The sequence below is a fragment of the Rhodococcus sp. B7740 genome (genome assembly GCF_000954115.1).
In the GTDB taxonomy this organism is placed as follows: Bacteria; Actinomycetota; Actinomycetes; order Mycobacteriales; family Mycobacteriaceae; genus Rhodococcoides.
Genome location: NZ_CP010797.1, coordinates 1,054,312 through 1,077,645, shown reverse-complemented (window position 1 = coordinate 1,077,645; position 23,334 = coordinate 1,054,312). Strand labels below are relative to the sequence as shown.

Genomic DNA, 23,334 nt, shown 5'->3' with positions numbered 1-23,334 from the left:
TCGGCCTCGCGCGCTATCGCTTTCGGTAGAGCGCGAGGCCGTTCTTGTCACTGGTGAACTCGAACCTTCGTCCGTCGCCCACCACTTCGCCGTCGGCCGCGAGGGCAACGGGGGCACCCTCCACCTCGACGGTCAACTCCTTCACCGCTCGGCGGACGTAGGCGGGCGAGGACCCGAGGGTGCCGGTCAACGTTGCCCACAGCAGTCTGGTTCTGGACGCTTTCGGCTCGGACGGAAGAAACCGGACATCGAGGGTGCCGGTGTGAATACTGCTGCGAGACATGGGTACTTGGTCGGCCGGTACATAATTGCCGTTGCCGACGAAGAGCATCCAGACCGACTGCTCGGTGCCGTCGAGCCCGATGTTCAGTGGTTCCGCAGCCGCCAGGACCCGCGTCATCGCGATGGCGGCCGCGGGCCATTTGCCGATTCGACGTTGCAATTTCTGACGTAGCCGAACCGAGTCGGGGTAGCCACCGAACGTTGCGGTGTTGACGAACGACACACTGCGGCCGTCGATGGACACCTCGGCGATGTCGACCAGTTCGGCGGTGCCCGCTTCCACGGCGGCAGCGGTGTCCTGCACGACGGTCAATCCGGTGTCGCGCGCGAAATGGTTGAGGGTGCCACCCGGAAATGCTGCGAGCGGTAATACGTTGCGCACCGCGGATGCGGCGACGCTGACCACGGTTCCGTCACCCCCGCAGACACCGAGGGCACGTGGGGACGTGCTCCGAATGCGCTGCTCCAGTTGCTCGTTGAAGTCCTGATCGGGATTCGGCACGAACAGATCGGCATCGGGAAGTGCTCGACGGATCGCGTCGGGCACCGCGTCCGAATCGGTGCCCGACCCCGGATTGACGAGTACCAGTAGCCCCCGGCCGCCCGGCAGTGGCTCGACCTGGACCGGGGAGCCGAGATCGGCAGGCCTCTCCGATCGCACGGCCCACCACCGACGAGTGGACAACGCGATGGCCGAGCCGAGAGCGGCGCCGGCGATGACGTCCGTCGGCCAATGCACGCCCACGTGGACCCTCGAGTAACACACCGCGGCCGCAACGGGTGCCAGCAGCACGCCTGCGACCGGGGATTCGATCGCCACCGCCGTGACGAACGCAGCCGCGGACGCCGAGTGGCCCGAGGGAAACGACGACGACACCGGCGGAGCCAGAACCTGACGCAGGACGGGAACGGACTCGGAATCGGGACGAGTCCGCGGGAACAGCGGTTTGAGCAGCCCGTTCGCCACGGAGCTCGCACCGGCCAGCGCCACCAGACCCCGGACGCCGCCGCGTCGGGCCGGACCACCTGCGGCCACGAGAAGCGCAGCCGCCCCGAGCCACAGACGACCGTGATCGGCGGCGTTGCTCAGGGCGCGCAGTCCACCGTCCGCTCTGCTCTGACGCAGGGCGGCGCTTCGTGCCACCAGGGACAGATCCCACGCGTGGACGGCCGTCGAGATCGGGGTGCGCGTGGATGTCATGACGCCCAGCCTAGGCACGTGCGACGGCATCCTCACGGACGGACGACATCGGGGCGCTCCGACACATCGATCCGCGGGTTGCGTTGTAGTGTCGAAGTGTGCAGCGACGAATTATGGGCATCGAGACAGAGTTCGGTGTCACATGTACTTTCCACGGACATCGACGGCTGAGTCCGGACGAAGTGGCTCGCTATCTGTTCCGCCGAGTCGTTTCGTGGGGTCGCAGCTCGAATGTGTTTCTTCGCAACGGAGCCCGCCTGTACCTCGACGTGGGCTCGCATCCCGAGTACGCCACCGCCGAGTGCGACAGTCTGTTGCAGCTGGTAACCCACGACCGCGCAGGCGAGCGGGTACTGGAGGACCTGCTGATAGACGCCGAGCAGCGCCTGGCCGAAGAGGGTATCGGCGGCGATATCTATCTGTTCAAGAACAACACCGACTCGGCGGGTAACTCCTACGGCTGCCACGAGAACTTTCTCGTCCAACGTGCCGGCGAGTTCTCCCGAATCTCGGACGTTCTGCTGCCGTTCCTGGTCACGCGTCAGTTGATCTGTGGCGCGGGCAAGGTGCTCCAGACGCCCAAGGCTGCGACGTTCTGCCTGTCGCAGCGCGCCGAGCACATCTGGGAAGGCGTCTCCTCGGCCACCACTCGTTCGCGGCCGATCATCAACACGCGCGACGAGCCGCACGCCGACGCCGAGAAGTACCGCCGACTGCACGTCATCGTGGGCGACTCCAACATGGCCGAGACCTCGACGATGCTCAAGGTCGGTACGGCAGCCCTCGTTCTCGAGATGATCGAGGCGGGCGTGTCCTTCCGAGATTTCGCGCTGGACAATCCGATTCGCGCAATCCGCGAGGTCAGTCACGATCTCACCGGACGTCGCCCCGTTCGACTCGCCGGGGGACGACAGGCCAGCGCCCTCGATATCCAGCGCGAGTACTACTCGCGAGCCGTCGAGCATCTCAAGACGCGCGAGCCGAACACTCAGGTGGAGCAGGTCGTCGACCTGTGGGGACGAACGCTCGACGCCATCGAGACACAGGATTTCGCGAAGGTGGACACCGAGATCGACTGGGTCATCAAACGCAAACTGTTCCAGCGTTATCAGGACCGTTACTCGATGGAGCTGTCCGATCCCAAGATCGCTCAGCTGGACCTCGCCTACCACGACATCAAGCGCGGCCGCGGAGTGTTCGATCTGTTGCAGCGCAAGGGGCTGGCCAAGCGAGTCACCGAGGACGAGCAGATCGACGAGGCCGTCGATCTGCCGCCGCAGACCACCAGGGCCAAGCTGCGCGGAGAATTCATCACGGCCGCTCAGGAAGCGGGTCGCGACTTCACCGTCGACTGGGTACACCTGAAGTTGAACGACCAGGCTCAGCGAACCGTGCTCTGCAAAGACCCGTTCCGATCGGTCGACGAGCGAGTGGAACGGTTGATCGCGTCGATGTAGTGCCGGACGCAGTCGGGTCGTTACCGCTGCGTCCACCGGTGAGCAACTAGGCTCGACTGTCGTGGCCACCACCAAAGTCGAACGCCTGATGAATCTGGTCATCTGTCTGCTGTCGACACGTCAGTTCCTGACCGCGGAGTGGATCCGCGAGAGCGTTGCCGGATACGACGACTCCACGAGCCACGAAGCGTTCAGCAGAATGTTCGAGCGAGACAAGAACGAACTGCGTGACCTCGGTGTCCCGTTGGAAACCGGTACCGCCACCAGGTTCGGCGGCGTCGAGGGCTATCGCATCAACCGCGATGCCTACGAACTTCCCGACATCGACCTCACCAGCGAGGAATCGGCCGCCGTCGCAGTAGCGGTCAAACTGTGGGAATCGCCGGAGCTCACCTCGGCGGCACAGAGTGCGTTGCTCAAACTCCGCGCCGCCGGAATTCAGGTCGACCAGAACGAGTCCGCCGCAGCGGTGACCGCGGTTCCCGCCCGTACCCGAGGCTCCGAACCCGCCCTGGGTGCCCTGCTGGCCGCGATCGACGACGGAAAGTCGGTACGGTTCCAACACCGCCCGTCGTTGACCGAGCCGTTCACCACCCGAACCGTCGAGCCGTGGGGCGTCGTGACGTTTCGCGGCCGCTGGTATCTGGTGGGGCACGACGTGGACCGCGACGACACCCGCACATTTCGCCTGTCCCGAATCGGCGACGAGGTCAAGTCGTTCGGCACCCCGCAGAGCGTCCGCAAGCCCGACGGTGTCGATCTGCAGGAGATCGTCCGCCGAGTGGCGGGCACGTCCTCGGTATCGGGCACGGCCCGAGTGTGGCTGCAGGACGGAAGGGCGCTGGAATTGCGCAGAATGGGAACGGTGGTGGGCGTGCAGAGTCTCGGCACCCGAAGCGGCACGGTCGTCGAGGTGCCCGTGCGGTCCTGGGATTGGGTCTCGCGGTTGATCGCCGGTCACGGCGCGGATGCGGTGGTTCTCGAACCCGCGGAATTGCGCGCCGACGTGATCTCGACCCTGCAGACAGCGGCCGACGTGGAGAACCAGCGATGAGCGCGCGACTGTCGGTTCGGCTGGCCAGGTTGCTCAACATGGTGCCGTTCTTCATGGCAAATCCCGGCTTGAGTGCCGAGGAGGCCGCGCGTGAGCTGGGGGTGTCGACCGCGACGTTGATGGCCGATCTCAATCAGCTCTGGATGTGTGGTCTGCCCGGTTACGGTCCGGGTGATCTCATCGATCTGTCGTTCTCCGAGGAGAGCATCGACGTCACGTTCTCGGCCGGAATCGATCGACCGCTGCGCCTGACGTCGACCGAGGCGACGGCCCTGTTGGTTGCGCTTCGATCCCTGACGTCCATGCCCGGCATGGTCGACCCGTCCGCCGCTCAGCGCGCTATCGCGAAGATCGAGACCGCAGCGGGCTCGGCTGCGGCCAACGTGCCGCTCTCGTCGGATCACGACAGCGCAGGTGCCGAGGAGGGACCGGTCTCGAGTACCGTTCGTTCTGCGCTGCGTCACCGGCATGCCCTGCAGCTGACCTACTACTCCGCATCGCGGGATGTCGTCACCGAACGGACCGTGGACCCGATCAGGACGGTCGTCGTCGACGACAACAGTTACGTCCAGGCGTGGTGCCGAAGCGCCGAGGGAGTGCGGCTGTTCCGATTCGACCGCATCGACTCGGCAACCGAACTCGACGAACCCGCCGCGCCTCCGGAATCGGTGCAGGACGAGGACGCCTTCGAGATCTTCAACGACGATCCCTCGCTTTCGCAGGCCCGGCTGAAGGTGTCGCCGGCCTTCACCTGGATTCTGGACTACTACCCGATGACGCAGGTCGCCGCGGATGCCGACGGTTCCATCGTGGTCACGATGAGGTTCGCGACGCTGCAGTGGATGACTCGATTGACCTTGGGCTTCGGCGGCGGCGTCACGGTACTGGCACCTGAATCCTTGGTGAACTCCGTCCGCGATCGTGCCCGCTCGGCCCTGGATGCGTATGCCGAGCTCGATGCCACCAGCGCGGACGGCACCGTCCCCACGTGAACACGGGGCAAACCGACACCCGCTGCTGCCGGAGGCGATGCCCGCGGTCGGGTACGCTCGATTCATCTGATCTGTAGGAGGTTCGCATGGGATTCACCAGTCCTTGGCACTGGGCCATCGTTGCGGTGGTCGTCATCATTCTGTTCGGTTCCAAGAAGCTGCCCGAGGCTGCTCGCGGACTCGGCCGGTCGTTGCGCATCTTCAAGAGCGAGGTGAAGGAGATGCAGAACGACGGCAAGTCCGACGCCGACACCGCGACGGCGCAGCAGCCGACCGCTCCCGCTCAGCTGCCTTCGCCTACGCCTGTCGTGCAGCCGAACACCGAGACCCAGCACGACGCGAAGTCTGCCTGAGCGCACGGCCGCTCAGCACACCTTCGGTGCCAGGTGGCACCGAAGGTTCACTGCTGTCGGTGACGGCTCCGCGCCGTCGTCCGACCGAAGAAGGCTGACCGTAGAACACCATGCGCATTCCGTTCGATCCGCGGCGTAGCAAGCGCCGAGTCAATCCCGACGGCACGATGTCGTTGGTCGATCACCTGTACGAGCTGCGAACCCGGCTCCTGTGGTCGTTGGTCGCCGTCGCGCTGACGACTGCTTTCGGGTTCTTCTGGTACTCGCACACCATCTTCGGCGTCGAGAGCCTCGGCGACCTCCTACGGGGTCCCTACTGCACGCTCGATCCGAGCCTCCGCGCGAATCTGAGCAACGACGACCAGTGTCGTCTGCTGGCGACCGGGCCGTTCGATCAGTTCCTGTTGCGATTCAAGGTCGCGTTCACCGCCGGTGTCGTGCTGGCCTGTCCCATCTGGCTGTATCAGATCTGGGCGTTCATCACCCCGGGTCTGTACGCGAACGAACGTCGATACGCGGTCTCGTTCGTGACCGGAGCCGCGGCGCTGTTCGTCACCGGAGCCGTCCTGGCCTACTTCGTGGTGGCCAAGGGCCTGCACTTCCTGCTCTCGATCGGTGACAACGTCCAGATCACCGCGCTCAGCGGTGACCAGTACTTCGGATTCCTGATCAACCTCCTCATCATCTTCGGCGTCAGCTTCGAGATTCCGTTGCTGGTGGTCGCCCTGAATTTCGTCGGCGTACTCACCTACGAGCGACTCAAGGCGTGGCGTCGAGGTCTCATCTTCGGGCTGTTCGTCTTCGCGGCCATCGCGACTCCGGGGCAGGACCCTTTCTCGATGCTGGCCTTGGCCTTGGCGTTGACGGTGCTCTTCGAGATGGCAGTGCAGATTGCGCGGATTCACGACAAGCGTAAGTTGCGCAAGAGAAGAGACGAATGGGGTGATGTGTCAGATGACGAAGCAACGCGCATCGACGGCGCAAGTTCGATCGAGTCACCGGATGCCGTCGCTCCGACACCGCCGTCCAGCGGCTTCGGTACCGCGACCCGAGTGCAGGCACAGTACGACGACACGATCTGACCGCGGCCGAACCGTCGGGTCGATCGCATGACCGAGCCGATCGTCGATACGGGGACGAGCCCCCGACCCACCCAGCTGCAACGCTTTTCGTCCGAACTCGGTTTCCCGCTCGATCGGTTCCAGGTGGACGCGTGTACGGCACTCGAGAACGGTCACGGCGTTCTGGTCTGCGCCCCCACCGGTGCAGGCAAGACCGTCATCGGCGAATTCGCGGTGCACCTGGCGCTCGCCGCCGGGCGCAAGTGCTTCTACACCACCCCGATCAAGGCGCTCAGCAACCAGAAGTTCGCCGAGCTGACCGCGCGGTACGGGCGTGACACGGTCGGGCTGCTGACCGGAGACTCGTCGATCAACCCCGATGCCCCCATCGTCATCATGACGACCGAAGTGCTGCGCAACATGCTCTACGCATCCTCGGACGCATTGCGAGGTCTCTCGCACGTCGTCATGGACGAGGTGCACTACCTCGCCGACCGTTTCCGAGGCGCGGTGTGGGAAGAGGTCATCCTGCACCTGTCCGACGACGTTCGACTGGTCAGCCTCTCGGCCACGGTGAGCAACGCCGAGGAGTTCGGTGCCTGGATGAGCACGGTCCGCGGAGACACCTCGGTCGTGGTCGACGAGAACCGCCCGGTACCCCTGTCGCAGCACATCATGGTGGGTCGCCGATTGTTCGATCTGTTCGACACGCGAGCCCAGTCGGCCGACGGCAGTCAGAAGATCGTCGTCGATCGGGAACTCGTACGACACGTCAAACAGCGTCAGTCCCTCGACTCGATGGACCGCTGGCATGCACCACACAGCAGAGGCCGAGGCGGTCGGGCAGGCGGCGGAGGTCGCGGTGGCGGTCACGGCAGCGGAGCGAACAACCGCCCACTGGCCCGACCCGATGTGATCGCCAAACTCGACGAAGAAGGTCTGCTCCCGGCGATCACATTCATCTTCAGCCGCGCAGGCTGTGACGGCGCGCTGACCCAGTGCATGCGTTCGCGGCTGGTGCTGACCACGCCCGAGCAGGCCGAGGAGATTCGGTACATCGTCGAGAAGCACACCTCGGAGCTGCCACGCGAGGACCTGGAGGTCCTGGGCTTCTGGGAGTGGCGCGACGCGCTCGAGCGTGGATTCGCCGCTCACCACGCCGGGATGTTGCCGGTCTTTCGGCATACCGTCGAGGAGTTGTTCGTCAAGGGCCTGGTCCGGGCGGTCTTCGCCACCGAGACGTTGGCTCTCGGGATCAACATGCCTGCTCGAACCGTCGTGCTCGAGAAGCTGGTCAAGTTCAACGGTGAGACACACGCCGAGTTGACGCCGGGGGAGTACACCCAGCTGACCGGCCGGGCCGGACGGCGCGGTATCGATGTCGAGGGGCATGCCGTCGTGCTGTGGCAGCCCGGCACGGAGCCGACCGAGGTCGCCGGTCTGGCGTCGACCCGCACTTTCCCGCTGCGCAGTTCGTTCGCGCCGGCATACAACATGTCGATCAACCTGATCGAACAGTTCGGTGCGGCCGATTCGCGTCTGTTGCTCGAACGGTCCTTCGCCCAGTTCCAGGCCGACCGGTCCGTCGTCGGGATGGTGCGCGGCATCGAGAAGAACATGCAGACGTTGGAGGCGCTCGGGGCACGCCTCGGCGGCCCCGACGGCGAGTATTTCGAGTATGCGCGGCTGCGTGAGCGGCTCAAGGATCGTGAGAAGACCCTCGAACGCCAGAACAGGTCCGATCGACGGGACAAGGCAGTCGATTCACTCCGTGCCTTGCGGCGCGGCGACGTGATCTCGGTGCCGACCGGTCGCCGCAGCGGTCTCGCGGTGGTCCTGGAGGCGGATGACGACCGGGCCGATCCGCGGCCGCTCGTACTGACCGAGGACAAATGGGCCGGGCGGCTTTCGGCAGCGGACTTCCCCTCGCCTGCAACGTCTTTGGGCACCATGCGCCTTCCGCGCTTCGTCGATCATCGCACCGCCAAGACCCGGCGCGATCTCGCGGCCGCCCTGGTCACACGCGGAATCTCGCAGCCGTCGGACCGAGTCCGCCGCAAATCGACCGCAGCGGACGACAAGGAACTGGCCACGCTTCGGAGAGCCATTCGATCGCATCCGGTGCACGCGCGCCCCGATCGCGACGAGCTCGGCCGCACCGGTGAGCGCTACAACCGGCTGGCTCGGGAGACCGAAACGATGCGCCAGAAGGTATCGGCGACGACGAACTCCCTCGCCCGAACGTTCGACCGTATCCTGGCGTTGCTCGCCGACCGCGGGTACGTGACGGCAGGCAAGGATCCGAAGGTCACCGACGATGGCGCACGTCTGAGTCGGATCTATTCGGAGTCCGACCTCCTGGTCGCCGAATGCCTGCGCGGCGGCCTGTGGCAAGGCCTTTCTCCGGCAGAGTTGGCGGCGGTGGTCTCGGCGGTGGTCTACGAGTCCAGGTCGGAGGGCGATATCACTCCGCACGGTCCGACGGGTCCGATTCGACACGCGCTGACCGAGACGGTGCGGGTATGGCACGAGTTGAGGTCCGACGAAGTTCGGCACAAGCTTCCGCCGACGAGAGAGCCCGACATGGGATTCGTGAAGGCGATCTACAAGTGGGCGTCGAACCATTCGTTGGTCGATGCTCTCGTCACTGCGGGCGACAACGGCAAAGCACTGTCGGGCGGAGACTTCGTGCGCTGGTGTCGGCAGGTGATCGACCTGTTGGATCAGGTTCGGCTCGCGGCCCCGGAGCCGGAACTCTCGCGCACTGCGGCGCGGGCGATCGCGGCTCTGCGCCGCGGTGTGGTCGCCGTCGATGCCGCATGACAGGAGCGAATCGGACTGCCGGGTCGGTACAGCGGAGAGTCGTACGGGCGGGATACTGTACCCCCGACGAATCCGAATTTTCAGTGGAGGCGAGATGAGCGGCCCATACGGTCCGACCGATCCGGACAACAGCTGGTCGCGCAAGCCCGATCAGCAGGACGGTGCCGCGAACGACACGCCGGAGACGCAAACCGGCGGCCCCTCGGCCGATCAACCGACGCCGTCGGCGTGGGGTCAGTACGGGCAGCCGCCGGCCACGCCGTACGGGCAGAGCCCGCAGCAGCCCGGCGGCCAGTACCCACAGGGCCAGTACCCGCAGGGGCAGTATCCCCAGGGCCAGTACCCATCTGCCGGCTACCCGCAGGGTCAATACCCCCAGGCCCCGAACGCGCAGGGCGGCTACCCCCAGGGCCAGTACCCCCAGGGCACGAATCCGCAGGGCGGCTACCCCCAGGGCCAGAACCCCACCGGTCAGTATCCGGCCGGTCAGCAGTACGGCGCGCCCTATCCCGGTGCCGGCGTGCCTGCTTCGGGCGATGCGGCCTACCAGAACCCCTACGCACCACAGCAATTCGGTGGTGGGCAGTACGGACAAGGGCAGTACGGACAGCCGCCGCAGCAGCCCTGGAATCCCAACCAGCCGTATCCGAATCAGCAGTACCCGAATCAGCAGGGGCCAGGGCAGGCCGGATCACAGTCCAAGAAGCCTCTGATCATCGCGGGTGCCGTCGTCGCCGTGGTCGCAGTGATCGCTGTGGTGTTGTTCTTCGCCTTCGGCCGCACGACCACCCTCGATACCGCGGCGGCCGAGGAGGGCATTCGCACGGTCGTCACCGAGTCCTACGGGGCGTCCGACGTCTCCGGTGTGTCCTGCCCCCAGAACATCGAGGTCAAGGCAAAGACCAGTGTCGATTGCACCCTGACGGTCGACGGTGCGTTCAAGACGGTGACGTTGACCTTCCTCGACGACGACGCCAACTACGAGGTCTCCCTACCCAAGTAATCCCGCGTCGGTCGGCCGTTCAGGCAGTCGAGGCCGTGGCCGCCATCGCAGCGACGAGGCGGGCCACGGCGTTCTCGATACCGAGGGTTTCGGCGAGTGTGTTCAGCGCGTCGAGATCGGCGGGCTCGGCCGGAATCTCGTCGGACTTCGACAGAACGACATCGGCGTCGGTGACAACTCGGACGACGGGGAGCGCGGCGTCCAGGTACTCGCTCGCGTTTGCCAGCTTCGCCCGGATGCCCTTGGCCATGTCCGATGCCGGGTCGAGGGCCGCAGCGCGCAACGCAGCGACGGATTCGTAGTTCAGCATCAACGTCGATGCCGTCTTCTCACCGATCCCTTTGACACCGGGCAGGCCGTCCGAGGCATCGCCGCGCAGCAGGGCGAGCTCCGCGTACGCCGCACCCGCTCGATGAAGCGGAACACCGTAGCGCTCGGAAACCAGTGCGGGATCGAACAATTCGGCCTTGGCCAAACCGCGTCCCACGTACAGAACGCGCACCTCGTTCGGTTCGTCGGCGGCGACCTGAAGTAGATCCCTGTCCCCGCTGACCACGACCACCGGGTCCTGACGCTCGCGTGCTGCCAGGGTTCCCAGCACGTCGTCGGCTTCGAGACCGTCTGCGCCTGCGGTCGCGATCCCCAATGCGGCGAGCACATCCATGATCATGTCCACCTGTGGTGTCAGTGTCTCCGGAACTTCTTCGCTCTCGGCGACCTCCGGGGCAGCGTCGGCAACACGATGCGCCTTGTAGGACGGCACGAGGTCGACGCGGAACTGTGGGCGCCAGTCGAGATCGAGGCACACTGCGAGTCGGCTGGGTTCGGTGCGCGCAATCAACGCCGAGATCATGTCGAGGAAGCCGCGAACGGCATTGACGGGTCGCCCGTCGGGGGCCGTAATCGACTCGGGCAGTGCGTAGTAGGCCCTGAACCACAGGCTCGCACCGTCGAGGAGCAGCAACGGAGACTTTCCGGGGGCGGTCATGGAACTCATCTTGCCGTACGGCATTAGCCTGAAGGTATGAGTGTCGATTCTTCGGTCAGTTCCTCACGTTTCTCCAGCGATGTCTACGCGTCCAGACTCGCCCGCGCGGCTCGCCTGACGTCGGAAGCAGGCTTGGATGCCCTGTTGATCACCCCGGGTCCCGATCTGCAGTACCTGATCGGATCGAAGGCCAGCTCGTTCGAGCGTCTCATCGCTCTGGTCGTTCCGGCAGACGGCAGCACCCCGACGGTCGTGGTTCCGCGGCTCGAGCTCGCCGCACTGGGTGATTCCGCGGCGCAGGAGCTGTCTCTGACGCTCGTCGACTGGGTCGACGGTGTGGATCCGTACGCACTGGTGGCAGCGGCAGTTCCCGGCGGAACGAGAACAGCCGTCGCCGACGCCATGCCTGCCCTGCATTTCGTGCCGTTGGCGGGTGTCTTCGGCACGGTCCCGGTGCTGGCCACCGACGTGCTTCGCGAACTTCGAATGGTCAAGGATGCGGCCGAGATCGACGCGTTGCGCCGCGCCGGGTACGCCATCGACCGCGTGCACGCCCGGATGGGCGAGTGGCTTCGAGTAGGCCGCACGGAAGCGGAGATCGCCTCGGACATCGCGGCCGCGATCGTCGAAGAAGGCCACACAGCACCGGAATTCATCATCGTCGGGTCCGGGCCTCACGGTGCCGACCCGCACCACGAGGTCTCCGATCGAGTCGTCGAGGCAGGCGACATCGTGGTGATCGACATCGGGGGACCCGTTGCACCGGGATACAACTCCGACTCGACCCGCACGTACAGTCTCGGCGAGCCCTCGGCAGAGATCGCCGAGCAGTACGCGGTACTCGAGCGGGCCCAGCAGGCAGCTGTCGATGCGGTGGTGCCCGGCGTCACGGCGCAGTCCATCGATGCGGCAGCCCGCGACGTGCTGGTCGACGCCGGTCTGGGCGAGGCGTTCCTGCACCGGACCGGGCACGGGATCGGCCTGTCGGTGCACGAGGAGCCGTACATCGTTGCCGGCAACGACATCACGCTGACCGAAGGAATGGCGTTCAGCATCGAGCCGGGAATCTACTTCCGCGGACAGTGGGGTGCGCGCATCGAGGACATCGTCGTCGTCACCGCGGACGGGTGCGAGTCGGTCAACCTGCGGCCGCACGGCCTGGCCGTCCTGCCGGCGTGACGAATCGAGGCGAGCCCGAGTTCGTCTCGATCGTTCGATCCAATCCTGCTGTCGCCGAGATACTTCGACGTGCACCAGAACTGAAGCTTCCCGGGTGGTACCTGACGGCGGGTGGCCTGTTCCAGACGGTCTGGAACCACCTGGCCGGTAGGGACCTTCGTGCGGGTATCCGGGACTACGACTTCTTCTACTTCGACGACTCCGATCTGTCCTACGAATCGGAGAACGAGGTGATCGAGCGCGCGGCATCGGTGTTCGCCGACCTCGGTGTGGACGTCGAAGTACGCAACGAGGCGCGGGTACACCTGTGGTACGAGCAGCATTTCGGCACTGCGATCGCACCGTACCGAAGCACCGAGGATGCGATCGATCACTTCGTCTCCACGACGTGCTGCTTCGGCATCACCACCGACCAGGGCGGTACGGACGTCGTGTACGCACCGCACGGATTCGAGGATCTCTTCGCGGGAATCGTGCGGCCGAACCCGCGGTTGCCGATGCGGCACGTGTACGAGGCCAAGGCTGCCCGGTGGACGACCGAATGGCCGAACCTGACCGTGCTTCCCTGGCGGTGAAAGCAGACGGGACGGCCCGCTACCGGTCGAGCAGCGAACGGCTACCCAGTACCCGCTGGACCTGTATCTCGATGACGACTCGGGTGGGGTTCTCCCTGGGTACGCGGTAGCGCTGCGCATAGCGGTTCTCCGCATCGACGACCGATTCACGATCGTTTCGGACCGACGCGGGGCCCTCCAACGTCAGCCAGCGGGCGCCGTCGATCTGGGTGACGGCGGCGTAGGCGCCACGGCCGGCGTTGATCGCCTTCTGCGATACGTCGTTGGTGATGACCCGAGCGCAGCGGGATTCGGCATCGTAGGTGAACCCGACGGCGACCACGTGCGGGGTTCCGTCGGGTCGCAGTGTCGTCAGAGTGGCCAGATGCCGCTCGGCAAGGAACTCGAATGCGTCGTCGGCGAGGGCAGTCGCGTCTGCGGGAATGGCGGCCATGCCCCGACTGTAGTGAATGCGATTTCATCGGCAAGACTGGTCGGCGTGAGCAGACGAGCAGAACCCGCGGCCGGAACGCTGTTGCTGTTGGGTGGGCGCAGCGAGATCGGACTGGAGGTCGCTACCCGACTCGCCTCCGGCCGAACCGTCGTACTGGCAGCTCGGCGCAGCAGTGACCTCGATGCCCAGCAACGACGAGTGCAGCAGGCAGGCGCGGACGCCGTTCACACCGTCGAGTTCGACGCGAACGCGATGGACACCCACGCCGAGCTCGTGAGCCGGATTGCCGAGCGATACGGTCCGATCGGGATCGTGGTGTTGGCGTTCGGCATCCTCGGGGATCAAGCGCGCGCCGAGAACGACGCTCAGCACGCTCTCGACGTCATCACCACCGACTTCCTGGCGCAGGTTTCGGTGCTGACGCATGCGGCGAAGTTGCTCCGAGCGCAGGGGAGCGGCGACCTGGTCGTGTTCTCGTCGGTGGCGGGAGTTCGAGTGCGGCGCGCCAACTACGTGTACGGGTCGGCCAAGGCCGGTCTCGACGGGTTCGCCGGCGGACTGAGCGATTCCCTGCACGGCAGCGGGGTCCATCTCCTACTCGTTCGTCCGGGATTCGTCATCGGTTTTATGACCGAGGGGATGACACCCGCGCCCATGTCCAGTACACCGGATCAGGTCGCCGACGGCGTGGTCACCGCGCTGGGCAAGCGTCGGGCCACCGTGTGGATCCCCGGCACTCTGCGACCGGTGTTCTTCGGCATGCGTCTACTGCCGCAATGGCTCTGGCGCAGGATGCCGCGCTGATGGTGGCACCGGTGCCCAACCCGATCGTGGTCGTCGGAATCGGTGCGGATGGCTGGGACGGACTGTCTGTCGGTTCCCGCACGGCGATCGAGCACGCCGATGTGGTGTTCGGCTCGGCCCGCCAGATCGCGGAGGTGCGAGAGCACTGCACCGAGACCAGGACGTGGCCCAGTCCGTTGGTGCCGAATTTACGGCCGATGCTCGACGCCTGCGCAGGTGCTCGCGTCTGCGTGTTGGCCAGCGGGGATCCGATGTTCCATGGCATCGGGGTCACGCTGGTGCGGGAGTTCGGTGCCGATCGCGTACGGGTCCACCCGGCACCGTCCTCGGTGTCACTGGCATGCGCGCGACTGGGCTGGGCACTACAAGACACCTCGACGGTGTCCCTGGTGAACACCCCGGCCGAGACGGTGTTGCCCGAGCTGGCCGACGGTCGTCGGATACTGGTGTTGAGCCGGGGCAGCAGTACGCCGGGCGAGATCGCGGCTGTGTTGTGCGCCAACGGCTTCGGATCGAGTGAACTGACCGTCCTCGAGCAGCTCGGCGGACCGGCCGAGCGGGTCGTCGGCGGAATCGCCCGAGAGTCGACGTTCGAGGGCGTCGACCCACTCAATGTCGTTGCACTGCTGTGTGTCCGAGATCCCGACGCGCCCCGCCACACCCGCATTCCCGGCCTCGCCGACTCTGCGTACACCGGAGACGGCCAGATGACCAAGCGGGAGGTTCGAGCACTCACTCTCAGCGCGTTGGCGCCGGCACCCGGAGAGTTGCTGTGGGACATCGGAGGCGGCTCGGGAACCATTGCCATCGAATGGATGCGGACCGACCGATCCTGTCGCGCAGTGACGTTCGAGAGCTCGCAGGCACGCCGTGAGCAGATCGAGACCAATGCACTGCGCCTGGGAGTTCCGGGGCTCGTGGTGCACGGCGATGCCCCGGGGAGCTTCGCTGCGGTCTCCGACTCGTATTCGGTACCGGATGCGGTGTTCATCGGTGGCGGGTTGACCGGGGCCGACATGCTCGAGACGTGCTGGAACGCGGTGCGCGCCGGCGGACGACTGGTCGCCAATTCGGTGACCGCAGAATCGGATTCGCTGTTGCTGACCGCGGCGGCGAAGTACGGCGGAGAGCTCCGCAGGTTCCAGATCTATCGCGGTGAACCGTTGGGCTCGTTCACGACGTGGAGACCGCAGCTGCCGGTCACGCAATGGTGTGCGACAAAACAATGGACTGCGACCGAACGGTGAGAGTCCTGATTCTCGGTGGTACGACGGAGTCGCGGGCACTCGCGGTCGCTCTCGGCGCGGTGCAGGGGATCGAGACGATCACCTCGTTGGCCGGACGGGTTGCCGAGCCGATTCTGCCCGTCGGACGGACGCGAATCGGTGGCTTCGGTGGTCCGGACGCCCTCGCAGGGTGGCTGCGAGACAACGCAATCGACGTGGTGGTGGACGCGACACATCCGTTCGCCTCCACCATCGGTGCACACGCCGAGCAGGCCACGCGGGAAGCGTCGGTCGCGCTGCTGGTACTGACGCGGCCACCGTGGACCGCGGGAGAGGGTGATCGATGGACCTCGGTCGCCTCACTGCCCGACGCGGCGTCGTCGATCACCCCCGGAAGCAGGGTGTTCCTCACGACCGGCAGGCAGGGTGTTCATCATTTCGCGAGTGTCGATCACTCGTGGTTTCTGGTCCGAGCGATCGACCCTCCGACCGGCCCGGTCCCGCCGCACATGACGCTGCACCTGAACCGTGGTCCCTTCGACGTCGACCACGAGGCGATGATGCTCGCGGACAACCGAATCGACCTGTTGATCACCAAGAACAGCGGCGGCGACATGACGCGGGCCAAGCTCGATGCTGCCCGAGCGGCATCGATTTCGGTGATCGTGGTCGACCGTCCTGCGCGCACCGGCTCGGCGCCGACGGTGTTCGACATCGCGGCCGCCGTGGACTGGCTGACGAATCGACTACGCTCCACCCTCTGACGGGTACCGGCGGGAGGTGAACACTTTCGGTCCGCTTCCCGTCTCGACCACCGTCGTCATCGACGATCCGATGATGAGCAGGCATCGCATGTCGATCGACTCCGGGTCGAGTTCGCCGAGCGTGACGGTGCGAACGGATTCCTGCGCGCTGCCCACTGCGCGTCCGATGACCACGGGGGTCTGCGGCGAACGGTGCTCGAGCAGAATGTCTTTCATCGCCGCAACCTGCCACGTTCGTGATTTCGAGGCCGGGTTGTAGATTGCGATCGCCATGTCGGCTCCGGCTACCGCCGAGAGCCGTGCTGCGACGACGTCCCAGGGCTTGAGGCGGTCGGAGAGGGAGACGACGGCGTAGTCGTGGCCGAGCGGTGCGCCCACTCGACTGGCGACGGCGTTGGCGGCCGTCATTCCGGGCACCACCCGTACCGGTACCGAGTTCCACTGCTGCTCGGCTGCCACTTCGATCACGGCGGTGGCCATCGCGAACACCCCCGGATCGCCGGAGGAGACCACGGCCACTCGGCGACCCTGTTTGGCGAGATCGAGTGCGAAGGCGGCGCGTTCGGATTCGACCTTGTTGTCACTGGCGTGTCGAACCTGTCCGGGTCTCGGAGGTACCCGATCGATGTAGGTGACGTAGCCCACGAGATCGGTGGCGGCGGCCAGTTCGGCGCGCACCTCGTCGGTCGTCCATGCGTCGTCGCCTGGACCGAGGCCGACGACGACCACTTCTCCGGTGCCGGTGCGCGTTTCGGCTCGGTTGGACGGGCTCGGCACGACGATCATCGAGAAGTAGGGCACGTTGTCGGCGTCTGTGGCGTCGAGTACTCGCTGCTGGGGCGTGCTGGCGCGTTCGACGTAGCGCGCCTCACCCAACCGGCCGGAACGCTCCAGTGCCTCGAGCACCGTGGGGTAGGTCCGGCCCAGCTTCATGATCACGGCCGCGTCGGTGCCGCGCAGTCGGCGCGTGAGTTCGTCCGCGGGCAGCGTGCCGGGAATCACGGTGAACACTTCGTCTCGCTCCACGAGCGGAGTTGCCAGCGCGGCCGAGGCCGCACTGACCGACGTCACGCCGGGCACGACCTCGACCTCGAAGCGGTCGGCCAACCGTTTGTGCATGTGCATGTAGGAGCTGTAGAACAGCGGATCGCCCTCGGCGAGAAGCACTACGGAGCGTCCCGCATCCAGATGGGACGCCAGCCGTGCGGCAGCGGATTCGTAGAACTCGTCGATCGCACCCTGATATCCGCCGGGGTGCGCCGTGGTCTCGGTGGTCACCGGATAGACCAGATGTTCCTCGAGCTGCCCGTCCCGCATGTACCCGGCCGCCAGTCCGCGGGAGATGCTGCGACCGTGCTGCGCACTGTGGAAAGCGACCACGTCGGCCGAGGCGATCACACGAGCGGCCTTGACCGTCAACAACTCCGGATCGCCGGGACCGACGCCGACACCCCACAGTTTTCCGGTAGTGGTCATTCCTGCTCGCTCGCGATGGCATTGACGGCCGCGACGGTGATCGGACTGCCACCCCGTCTGCCTCGAACGACCAGATACTCGACGCCGAGGTCCGCGGCGATCAGGTCCTCCTTCGACTCGGCCGCACCGATGAATCCGACCGGGCCGCCGACGATGGCCGCCGGCTTCGGCGCTCCGGCCGCGAGCATCTCCATCAGGTGGAAGAGCGCAGTCGGTGCATTGCCGATCGCGACGACGGCACCGTCGAGCTTGTCGCCCCACAACTCCAGCGCCGCAGCAGTTCTCGTGGTGCCCATCCGCTTCGCCAACTCCGGCACCCGCGGATCGGACAGGGTGCACAGCACCTCGTTGTCGGACGGAAGACGACGACGGGTGATACCGGCGGCAACCATGTTGGCGTCGCACAGAATCGGCGCGCCCGAGTTCAGTGCCGCGCGAGCGGAGGCCACGACCGCGGGGGTGTAGCCGATGGTCTCGGTCAGATCGATCTCTCCGACCGCGTGAATCATGCGTACGACGACCTGTGCCACGTCCGGTGCGAACCGAGACAGATCTGCTTCGGCTCGGATCGTCGCGAACGATTGCCGATAGATCTCCGCGCCGTCGCGGACGTAGTCGTGCATGCGTTTCACGATAGGGGAGAGGGACCCCTCAGCAGAAAACCGGTCGCACCTGGGGTGAAGGCACCCACTCAGGACACGCGGTAGCCGATTCCCGTCGCGATGACGTCGGTCACCTCGCCCTTGGGCCGTCCACAACGCCGTTCGCACCCGGACCAGTGTTGCCGCTCGTCGCGCGGCGTCATCCGGGCATCGACTGCCGCGGAGAGGTCGGCTCGCACGTCGGCCAGCGACTTCTCGCACCCCGGCGATCCGGTGCACGCACTCACCCGAATCCACGGAGATGCTGCGTCGAAGATCAGTCCCATCGGGGCGAGCACGCGGACGACCTGTTCGGCCGGTTCCTCGTCCAGGTCGCACACGATCAGCGATCGCCACGGCGTCATGATCAACGGACGGTCGATGGCGGCGAGGAACTCTGCGAGCCGCGCCCCGAGAACACCGTTGGCCAAGCCTGCGGCCAGCGCCACCAGACCGTCGTCCTGGTCGAGCCATCCGATCGGTGGCACCTCCACGGGTGCGGGCAACGTCAGGGCGGGGCCGGCCGAGAGCCCGAGACGGTCGATGATGTGCGCCGGGCCGTCATCCAGTTCGGCCACCCGCCACTGGGACTGCCGCAGTTCCACGAAGGCACCGGCGCAGTCCAGCAGCGTCGAGACGACCTTGTCGCGGTCCACGCGAACGCCGCTGTCCCGGCCCGCCAGCAGCACAGCGAACGAACCGTCGGGCTGGGCGTAGGCACCGAAGTCCGGTTCCAGTCCGCACAGGTCGCCACGGCCGTCGTCGAGCGCGAAGAGCGTTCGCCCCGGCAGTTCGGCCAGGTCGGCTCGTGCGCACAGGCCTTCGTCGAGCGCGCCGATCAGCGCACGCACATCGGTGAGGCCGCCCACCCGGCCCGACAGTGGAGAGGCGAGTATGTTGCGGACCCTCTCGTGCGTCGAGGACGGAAGCAACCCTGCGTCGGCCAGCCTGCTCGCAAAGCCGTCCGGATCCGAGACCGCGCGCACCTGGATGTTGCCCCGCGAGGTCAGTTCCAATGTGCCGTCACCCAGCTCCGCAGCGGCCTGCGCCAGCACCTGCATCTGGCCCGGCGACACGACTCCGCCCGGCAGCCGAACTCGTGCCAGCGGCCCGTCCGCGGCCAGATGGGTCGTCAGCGCTCCGGGGCAGCCGTCGGGCACCGACCTCTCTGGCGAACTCATGGTCACCAGGCTACAAGCGCAGCGGGTGGCCCGATTCCATGCTCGCCCCGGTAGCATTCGATGTCCACGGCTCAGGCCGAGAGGAAACCGGCGAGAATCCGGTACGGTCGCGCCACTGTGACGCCCCATCCAGTCCCTCGGGACGGGGCAGGAGTCAGACCCTCTCGCCGACGAGTCGAAGACCGACACACCGATTTCCAGGGGCGCGAAACCCCCGAGGAGGGCGTTACCCGTGTTCTTGCTGCTGTCCACATCGGACACCGATCTGCTCAGTGCCCGTGCCAGTGGAGCCGACTTCACCTGGGGAAACCCTTCTCGCCTTCTCGCCGAGGACATACCGGCGATGGCTGCGACGGCAGAGCTGATCATCGTGCGCATCCTGGGGTCTCGTCGATCCTGGGAGTCGGGCATCGACGCCGTCCTCGCCACCGGACTGCCCGTCGTCGTACTCGGCGGCGAGCAGGCACCCGACGCCGACCTGATGGAGATCTCGACGGTCCCCGCGAACGTCGCCGCGCAGGCGCACAACTATCTGGCCGAAGGTGGGTCCGACAACCTGCGTCAGCTGTACAACTTTCTCTCCGACACCGTGTTGCTGACCGGGCACGGTTTCGACGCACCACGACACCTCCCGACGTGGGGTCACCTCGAGCGCCACTCCGCCGCGAGCTCCGAGGGTCCGACGGTGGCGATCCTCTACTACCGCGCCCAACATCTTGCCGGTAACACCACCTACATCGACGCTCTCGCCACCGCGGTCGAGAACGCCGGTGCCACCGCGCTCCCGATCTACTGCGCGTCGCTGCGCACCGCGGAAGCCGACCTGCTCGACACGCTGAAGTCGGCGGATGCCCTGATCGTCACCGTTCTCGCCGCGGGAGGCACCAAACCGGCCGGAGCGTCGGCAGGCGGGGACGACGAGGCCTGGGACGTCGCCGAACTCGCTGCCCTCGACGTCCCGATCCTCCAGGGACTGTGCCTGACGAGTTCTCGCGCGACGTGGTCCGAGAACGACGACGGACTCTCCCCGCTGGACGTGGCCACGCAGGTCGCCGTCCCGGAGTTCGACGGCCGGCTCATCACGGTTCCGTTCTCGTTCAAGGAGATCGACGACGACGGGTTGACCACGTACGTTCCGGACCACGAGCGTGCTGCTCGGGTGGCGGGCATCGCGGTGCGGCACGCCCGGCTGCGGCATATTCCCGCTGCCGACCGCCGCATCGCGCTGATGTTCTCGGCCTATCCCACCAAACATGCGCGGATCGGCAACGCCGTCGGTCTCGACACTCCGGCGAGCGCGATCGCGCTGATGTCGGACATGCGCGCCGCCGGCTACGACCTCGGACCGCTCGACGGCCCGGATTCGGTGCCCGGTCTGGCTGCTCGCGACGGTGACGCACTCATTCACGCGTTGATCGCCCGCGGCGGCCAGGATCCCAACTGGCTCACCGACGCCCAGCTCGAGGGCAATCCCATTCGCATCTCGGCCGCGCAGTACGGCCGGTGGTTCGAGCAGCTTCCCGCAGATCTGCGCGACGGCGTGATCGAGCACTGGGGCCCGGCGCCGGGCGATCTCTACGTCGATCGGTCTGCCGATCCGAACGGTGAAATCGTCATTGCAGCAATGCAATTCGGCAACGTGGTGATCATGGTGCAGCCACCTCGGGGATTCGGCGAGAAGCCGGTTGCGATCTATCACGACCCGGACCTGCCGCCGAGCCATCACTATCTGGCGGCCTACCGGTGGATCTCGGCCACCGAGGCCGACGGCGGCTTCGGTGCGGACGCCATGGTCCACCTGGGCAAGCACGGCAACCTGGAATGGCTGCCGGGTAAGACACTCGGTATGTCCGCCTCCTGCGGAACCGATGCGGCGTTGGGCGACCTGCCGTTGATCTACCCGTTCCTCGTCAACGATCCGGGGGAGGGCACACAGGCCAAGCGTCGCGCGCACGCCACTCTCGTCGATCACCTGATTCCGCCGATGGCGCGTGCGGAGAGCTACGGTGACATCTCCCGGCTCGAGCAATTGCTCGACGAGCACGCGAACATCTCGGCACTCGATCCGGCCAAGCTGCCTGCCATCCGCCAGCAGATCTGGACGCTGATGACCGCGGCGCAGATGCACAGGGACCTCGGACTGGAGGAGCGCCCCGACGAGGAAGTGTTCGACGACATGCTGTTGCACGTCGACGGCTGGCTGTGCGAGATCAAGGATGTGCAGATCCGCGACGGCCTGCACATTCTCGGCCAGGAACCCGTCGGCGATGCCGAGGTCGAGTTGGTTCTGGCCATGCTGCGTGCTCGGCAGATGTGGGGCGGGGAGCAGACGGTTCCAGGTCTGCGCGAGGCGCTGGGTCTGAGCGAGGACGGAGACGAGGATCGCACCCGCGTCGACAGTATCGAGGCCGTCGCCCACGGATTGGTCGCGGCGATGCAGGCAACTCAGTGGGATCCCGCAGCGGCCGCGCGAGTTGCGGGCGAGCACGGCGGCGTGGTTGCACAGATTCTCGAGTTCGCCGCAGCCGAGGTCGTTCCGAGACTGCGCGGGACCTCACGCGAGATCGCCCAGGTACTGCACGCGCTCGACGGCGGTTTCATCGCGGCAGGGCCCAGCGGTTCACCGCTGCGCGGGCTGATCAACGTTCTGCCCACCGGCCGCAACTTCTACTCCGTCGATCCGAAGGCCGTGCCGTCGAAGTTGGCGTGGGAGACCGGTCAGGCGATGGCGGAGTCCCTGCTCGCTCGCTACCGCCAGGACCACGGCGAGTGGCCGAAATCGGTCGGGCTGTCGGTGTGGGGCACGTCGGCCATGCGGACCTCCGGCGACGACATCGCCGAAGTCTTCGCACTGTTGGGCGTGTCACCGGTGTGGGACGAGGCGTCGCGCCGAGTCACTCGGCTCGAGGTGATCGATCTCGTCGAGCTCGGCCGTCCGCGCATCGACGTGACGGTCCGCATCAGCGGGTTCTTCCGTGACGCGTTTCCCCATGTGCTCGCATTGCTCGACGATGCGGTTCGGATGGTCGCCGCGTTGGACGAGCCGGCCGATCAGAACTACGTTCGAGCGCATGCGCAGGCCGATCTCGCCGAGCACGGTGACGAACGGCGTTCCACCACACGCATTTTCGGATCGAAGCCGGGGACGTACGGTGCCGGGTTGCTGCAGCTGATCGACAGCAAGACCTGGCGGAGCGACGACGACCTGGCGCAGGTGTACACCACCTGGGGCGGCTTCGCGTACGGCCGTGGTCTCGACGGCGTTCCCGCCTCGGACGACATGCGCACCGCCTACAAGCGCATTGCCGTTGCCGCCAAGAACACCGATACGCGTGAGCACGACATCGCCGATTCCGACGACTACTTCCAGTACCACGGAGGCATGGTCGCAACCGTGCGTGCGTTGACCGGGAAGTCGCCCGAGGCGTACATCGGTGACAGCACGCGGCCGGAATCGGTTCGCACGCGCACGCTCTCGGAAGAGACCGCGAGAGTGTTCCGCGCCCGGGTGGTGAACCCGCGGTGGCTCGAGGCGATGCGCAGGCACGGGTACAAGGGCGCGTTCGAGATGGCGGCGACCGTGGACTATCTGTTCGGCTACGACGCGACGACCGACGTGGTGCAGGACTGGATGTACGAGAAGCTGGCCGAGACGTACGTGCTCGACGAGCAGAACCAGAAGTTCATGCAACAGTCCAATCCGTGGGCGCTGCACGGTATCGCGGAGCGGCTGCTCGAAGCGGCCGAACGGAAGATGTGGGCCGAGCCGGACAAGCAGGTTCTCGACGGGTTGCGCAAGGTGTATCTGGAAACCGAGGGCGAGCTCGAGGGCGAATAGCGA

19 protein-coding genes are annotated in these 23,334 nt (G+C 66.2%); 13 read left to right on the top strand and 6 right to left on the bottom strand.

The annotated features are described in order from the left end of the window. Positions 1 to 13: 13 nt before the first annotated feature. Positions 14 to 1,483: a bifunctional phosphatase PAP2/diacylglycerol kinase family protein gene (locus NY08_RS04885; protein ID WP_045195200.1), complete on the bottom strand. Its 1,470-nt coding sequence runs from the start codon at positions 1,481 to 1,483 to the stop codon at positions 14 to 16. Positions 1,484 to 1,581: 98 nt separating this feature from the next. Between NY08_RS04885 and pafA the strand changes: the two genes are divergently transcribed. The 7 genes from pafA (at position 1,582) to NY08_RS04850 (ending at position 10,226) form a co-directional block, all read left to right on the top strand. Next, a complete protein-coding gene (pafA, locus tag NY08_RS04880) occupies positions 1,582 to 2,940 on the top strand; it encodes a Pup--protein ligase (RefSeq protein WP_176459280.1) in 1,359 nt (452 codons plus the stop codon). 61 nt (positions 2,941 to 3,001) lie between these two features. Continuing rightward, the gene (locus NY08_RS04875) at positions 3,002 to 3,994 is read left to right on the top strand and encodes a helix-turn-helix transcriptional regulator (RefSeq protein ID WP_032398075.1); all 993 of its coding nucleotides are present in this window, start codon (positions 3,002 to 3,004) and stop codon (positions 3,992 to 3,994) included. After that, positions 3,991 to 4,986: a helix-turn-helix transcriptional regulator gene (locus tag NY08_RS04870; protein ID WP_032398076.1), complete on the top strand. Its 996-nt coding sequence runs from the start codon at positions 3,991 to 3,993 to the stop codon at positions 4,984 to 4,986. The genes NY08_RS04875 and NY08_RS04870 overlap by 4 nt, the downstream gene beginning before the upstream one ends. A gap of 86 nt (positions 4,987 to 5,072) precedes the next feature. Further along, positions 5,073 to 5,339 carry a Sec-independent protein translocase subunit TatA gene (tatA, locus tag NY08_RS04865; RefSeq protein ID WP_045195198.1) on the top strand — a complete coding sequence of 89 codons (267 nt, stop codon included), beginning with the start codon at positions 5,073 to 5,075 and terminating at the stop codon, positions 5,337 to 5,339. A 110-nt stretch (positions 5,340 to 5,449) separates the two neighbouring features. Next, the gene (gene tatC, locus NY08_RS04860) at positions 5,450 to 6,421 is read left to right on the top strand and encodes a twin-arginine translocase subunit TatC (RefSeq protein ID WP_032398078.1); all 972 of its coding nucleotides are present in this window, start codon (positions 5,450 to 5,452) and stop codon (positions 6,419 to 6,421) included. A 27-nt stretch (positions 6,422 to 6,448) separates the two neighbouring features. After that, positions 6,449 to 9,223, top strand: a complete 2,775-nt coding sequence (locus NY08_RS04855; protein ID WP_045195196.1) for a DEAD/DEAH box helicase — start codon at positions 6,449 to 6,451, stop codon at positions 9,221 to 9,223. A gap of 94 nt (positions 9,224 to 9,317) precedes the next feature. Beyond that, a complete protein-coding gene (locus tag NY08_RS04850; protein ID WP_045195194.1) occupies positions 9,318 to 10,226 on the top strand; it encodes a DUF4333 domain-containing protein in 909 nt (302 codons plus the stop codon). A gap of 19 nt (positions 10,227 to 10,245) precedes the next feature. Here the strand turns inward: NY08_RS04850 and NY08_RS04845 are convergent, their stop codons facing one another. Next, the gene (locus tag NY08_RS04845) at positions 10,246 to 11,223 is read right to left on the bottom strand and encodes a 5'-3' exonuclease (RefSeq protein WP_045199738.1); all 978 of its coding nucleotides are present in this window, start codon (positions 11,221 to 11,223) and stop codon (positions 10,246 to 10,248) included. Between the two features lie 27 nt (positions 11,224 to 11,250). Between NY08_RS04845 and NY08_RS04840 the strand changes: the two genes are divergently transcribed. Then, complete coding sequence (locus tag NY08_RS04840) at positions 11,251 to 12,393, top strand: M24 family metallopeptidase (RefSeq protein ID WP_045195192.1); 1,143 nt, start codon at positions 11,251 to 11,253, stop codon at positions 12,391 to 12,393. Further along, complete coding sequence (locus NY08_RS04835; protein ID WP_032398474.1) at positions 12,390 to 12,968, top strand: nucleotidyltransferase family protein; 579 nt, start codon at positions 12,390 to 12,392, stop codon at positions 12,966 to 12,968. Before NY08_RS04840 ends, NY08_RS04835 begins: the two co-directional genes overlap by 4 nt. A 19-nt stretch (positions 12,969 to 12,987) precedes the next feature. Here the strand turns inward: NY08_RS04835 and NY08_RS04830 are convergent, their stop codons facing one another. Beyond that, entirely contained in the window at positions 12,988 to 13,401 is a 414-nt protein-coding gene (locus NY08_RS04830) for a TIGR03618 family F420-dependent PPOX class oxidoreductase (RefSeq protein WP_045195190.1), read from the bottom strand. Positions 13,402 to 13,446: 45 nt separating this feature from the next. Here NY08_RS04830 and NY08_RS04825 point away from each other — a divergent pair, with 45 nt between their 5' ends. The 3 genes from NY08_RS04825 to NY08_RS04815 are packed head-to-tail and all read left to right on the top strand — an operon-like array spanning position 13,447 to position 16,195. Further along, the gene (locus NY08_RS04825) at positions 13,447 to 14,205 is read left to right on the top strand and encodes an SDR family NAD(P)-dependent oxidoreductase (protein WP_045195188.1); all 759 of its coding nucleotides are present in this window, start codon (positions 13,447 to 13,449) and stop codon (positions 14,203 to 14,205) included. Then, complete coding sequence (gene cbiE, locus NY08_RS04820) at positions 14,178 to 15,452, top strand: precorrin-6y C5,15-methyltransferase (decarboxylating) subunit CbiE (protein WP_235387105.1); 1,275 nt, start codon at positions 14,178 to 14,180, stop codon at positions 15,450 to 15,452. The genes NY08_RS04825 and cbiE overlap by 28 nt, the downstream gene beginning before the upstream one ends. Next, a complete protein-coding gene (locus NY08_RS04815) occupies positions 15,431 to 16,195 on the top strand; it encodes a cobalt-precorrin-6A reductase (protein ID WP_045195186.1) in 765 nt (254 codons plus the stop codon). Before cbiE ends, NY08_RS04815 begins: the two co-directional genes overlap by 22 nt. Here the strand turns inward: NY08_RS04815 and cobJ are convergent. From cobJ to cobG, 3 genes are all read right to left on the bottom strand, one after another. Next, positions 16,178 to 17,671 (bottom strand): precorrin-3B C(17)-methyltransferase, encoded by a 1,494-nt coding sequence (gene cobJ, locus NY08_RS04810; RefSeq protein ID WP_045195185.1) that lies wholly within the window; start codon positions 17,669 to 17,671, stop codon positions 16,178 to 16,180. The genes NY08_RS04815 and cobJ overlap by 18 nt on opposite strands. Continuing rightward, a complete protein-coding gene (locus tag NY08_RS04805) occupies positions 17,668 to 18,294 on the bottom strand; it encodes a precorrin-8X methylmutase (protein ID WP_045195183.1) in 627 nt (208 codons plus the stop codon). Before NY08_RS04805 ends, cobJ begins: the two co-directional genes overlap by 4 nt. Before the next feature lie 68 nt (positions 18,295 to 18,362). Beyond that, positions 18,363 to 19,493 (bottom strand): precorrin-3B synthase, encoded by a 1,131-nt coding sequence (gene cobG / locus NY08_RS04800; protein WP_045199735.1) that lies wholly within the window; start codon positions 19,491 to 19,493, stop codon positions 18,363 to 18,365. 232 nt (positions 19,494 to 19,725) lie between these two features. On the opposite strand from cobG, the gene cobN reads away from it, so the two are divergent. Next, a complete protein-coding gene (gene cobN / locus NY08_RS04795; RefSeq protein WP_045195181.1) occupies positions 19,726 to 23,331 on the top strand; it encodes a cobaltochelatase subunit CobN in 3,606 nt (1,201 codons plus the stop codon). Positions 23,332 to 23,334 lie beyond the last annotated feature (3 nt).

What these genes read in the sequence shown, in the direction of transcription:
- NY08_RS04885 (WP_045195200.1), bottom strand. Translation starts at nt 1,483, where the DNA reads ATGACATCCACGCGCACCCCGATCTCGACGGCCGTCCACGCGTGGGAT.
- NY08_RS04870 (WP_032398076.1), top strand. Translation starts at nt 3,991, where the DNA reads ATGAGCGCGCGACTGTCGGTTCGGCTGGCCAGGTTGCTCAACATGGTG.
- tatA (WP_045195198.1), top strand. Translation starts at nt 5,073, where the DNA reads ATGGGATTCACCAGTCCTTGGCACTGGGCCATCGTTGCGGTGGTCGTC.
- tatC (WP_032398078.1), top strand. Translation starts at nt 5,450, where the DNA reads ATGCGCATTCCGTTCGATCCGCGGCGTAGCAAGCGCCGAGTCAATCCC.
- NY08_RS04855 (WP_045195196.1), top strand. Translation starts at nt 6,449, where the DNA reads ATGACCGAGCCGATCGTCGATACGGGGACGAGCCCCCGACCCACCCAG.
- NY08_RS04850 (WP_045195194.1), top strand. Translation starts at nt 9,318, where the DNA reads ATGAGCGGCCCATACGGTCCGACCGATCCGGACAACAGCTGGTCGCGC.
- NY08_RS04845 (WP_045199738.1), bottom strand. Translation starts at nt 11,223, where the DNA reads ATGAGTTCCATGACCGCCCCCGGAAAGTCTCCGTTGCTGCTCCTCGAC.
- NY08_RS04840 (WP_045195192.1), top strand. Translation starts at nt 11,251, where the DNA reads ATGAGTGTCGATTCTTCGGTCAGTTCCTCACGTTTCTCCAGCGATGTC.
- NY08_RS04830 (WP_045195190.1), bottom strand. Translation starts at nt 13,401, where the DNA reads ATGGCCGCCATTCCCGCAGACGCGACTGCCCTCGCCGACGACGCATTC.
- cbiE (WP_235387105.1), top strand. Translation starts at nt 14,178, where the DNA reads ATGGCTCTGGCGCAGGATGCCGCGCTGATGGTGGCACCGGTGCCCAAC.
- NY08_RS04815 (WP_045195186.1), top strand. Translation starts at nt 15,431, where the DNA reads ATGGACTGCGACCGAACGGTGAGAGTCCTGATTCTCGGTGGTACGACG.
- cobJ (WP_045195185.1), bottom strand. Translation starts at nt 17,671, where the DNA reads ATGACCACTACCGGAAAACTGTGGGGTGTCGGCGTCGGTCCCGGCGAT.
- NY08_RS04805 (WP_045195183.1), bottom strand. Translation starts at nt 18,294, where the DNA reads ATGCACGACTACGTCCGCGACGGCGCGGAGATCTATCGGCAATCGTTC.
- cobG (WP_045199735.1), bottom strand. Translation starts at nt 19,493, where the DNA reads ATGAGTTCGCCAGAGAGGTCGGTGCCCGACGGCTGCCCCGGAGCGCTG.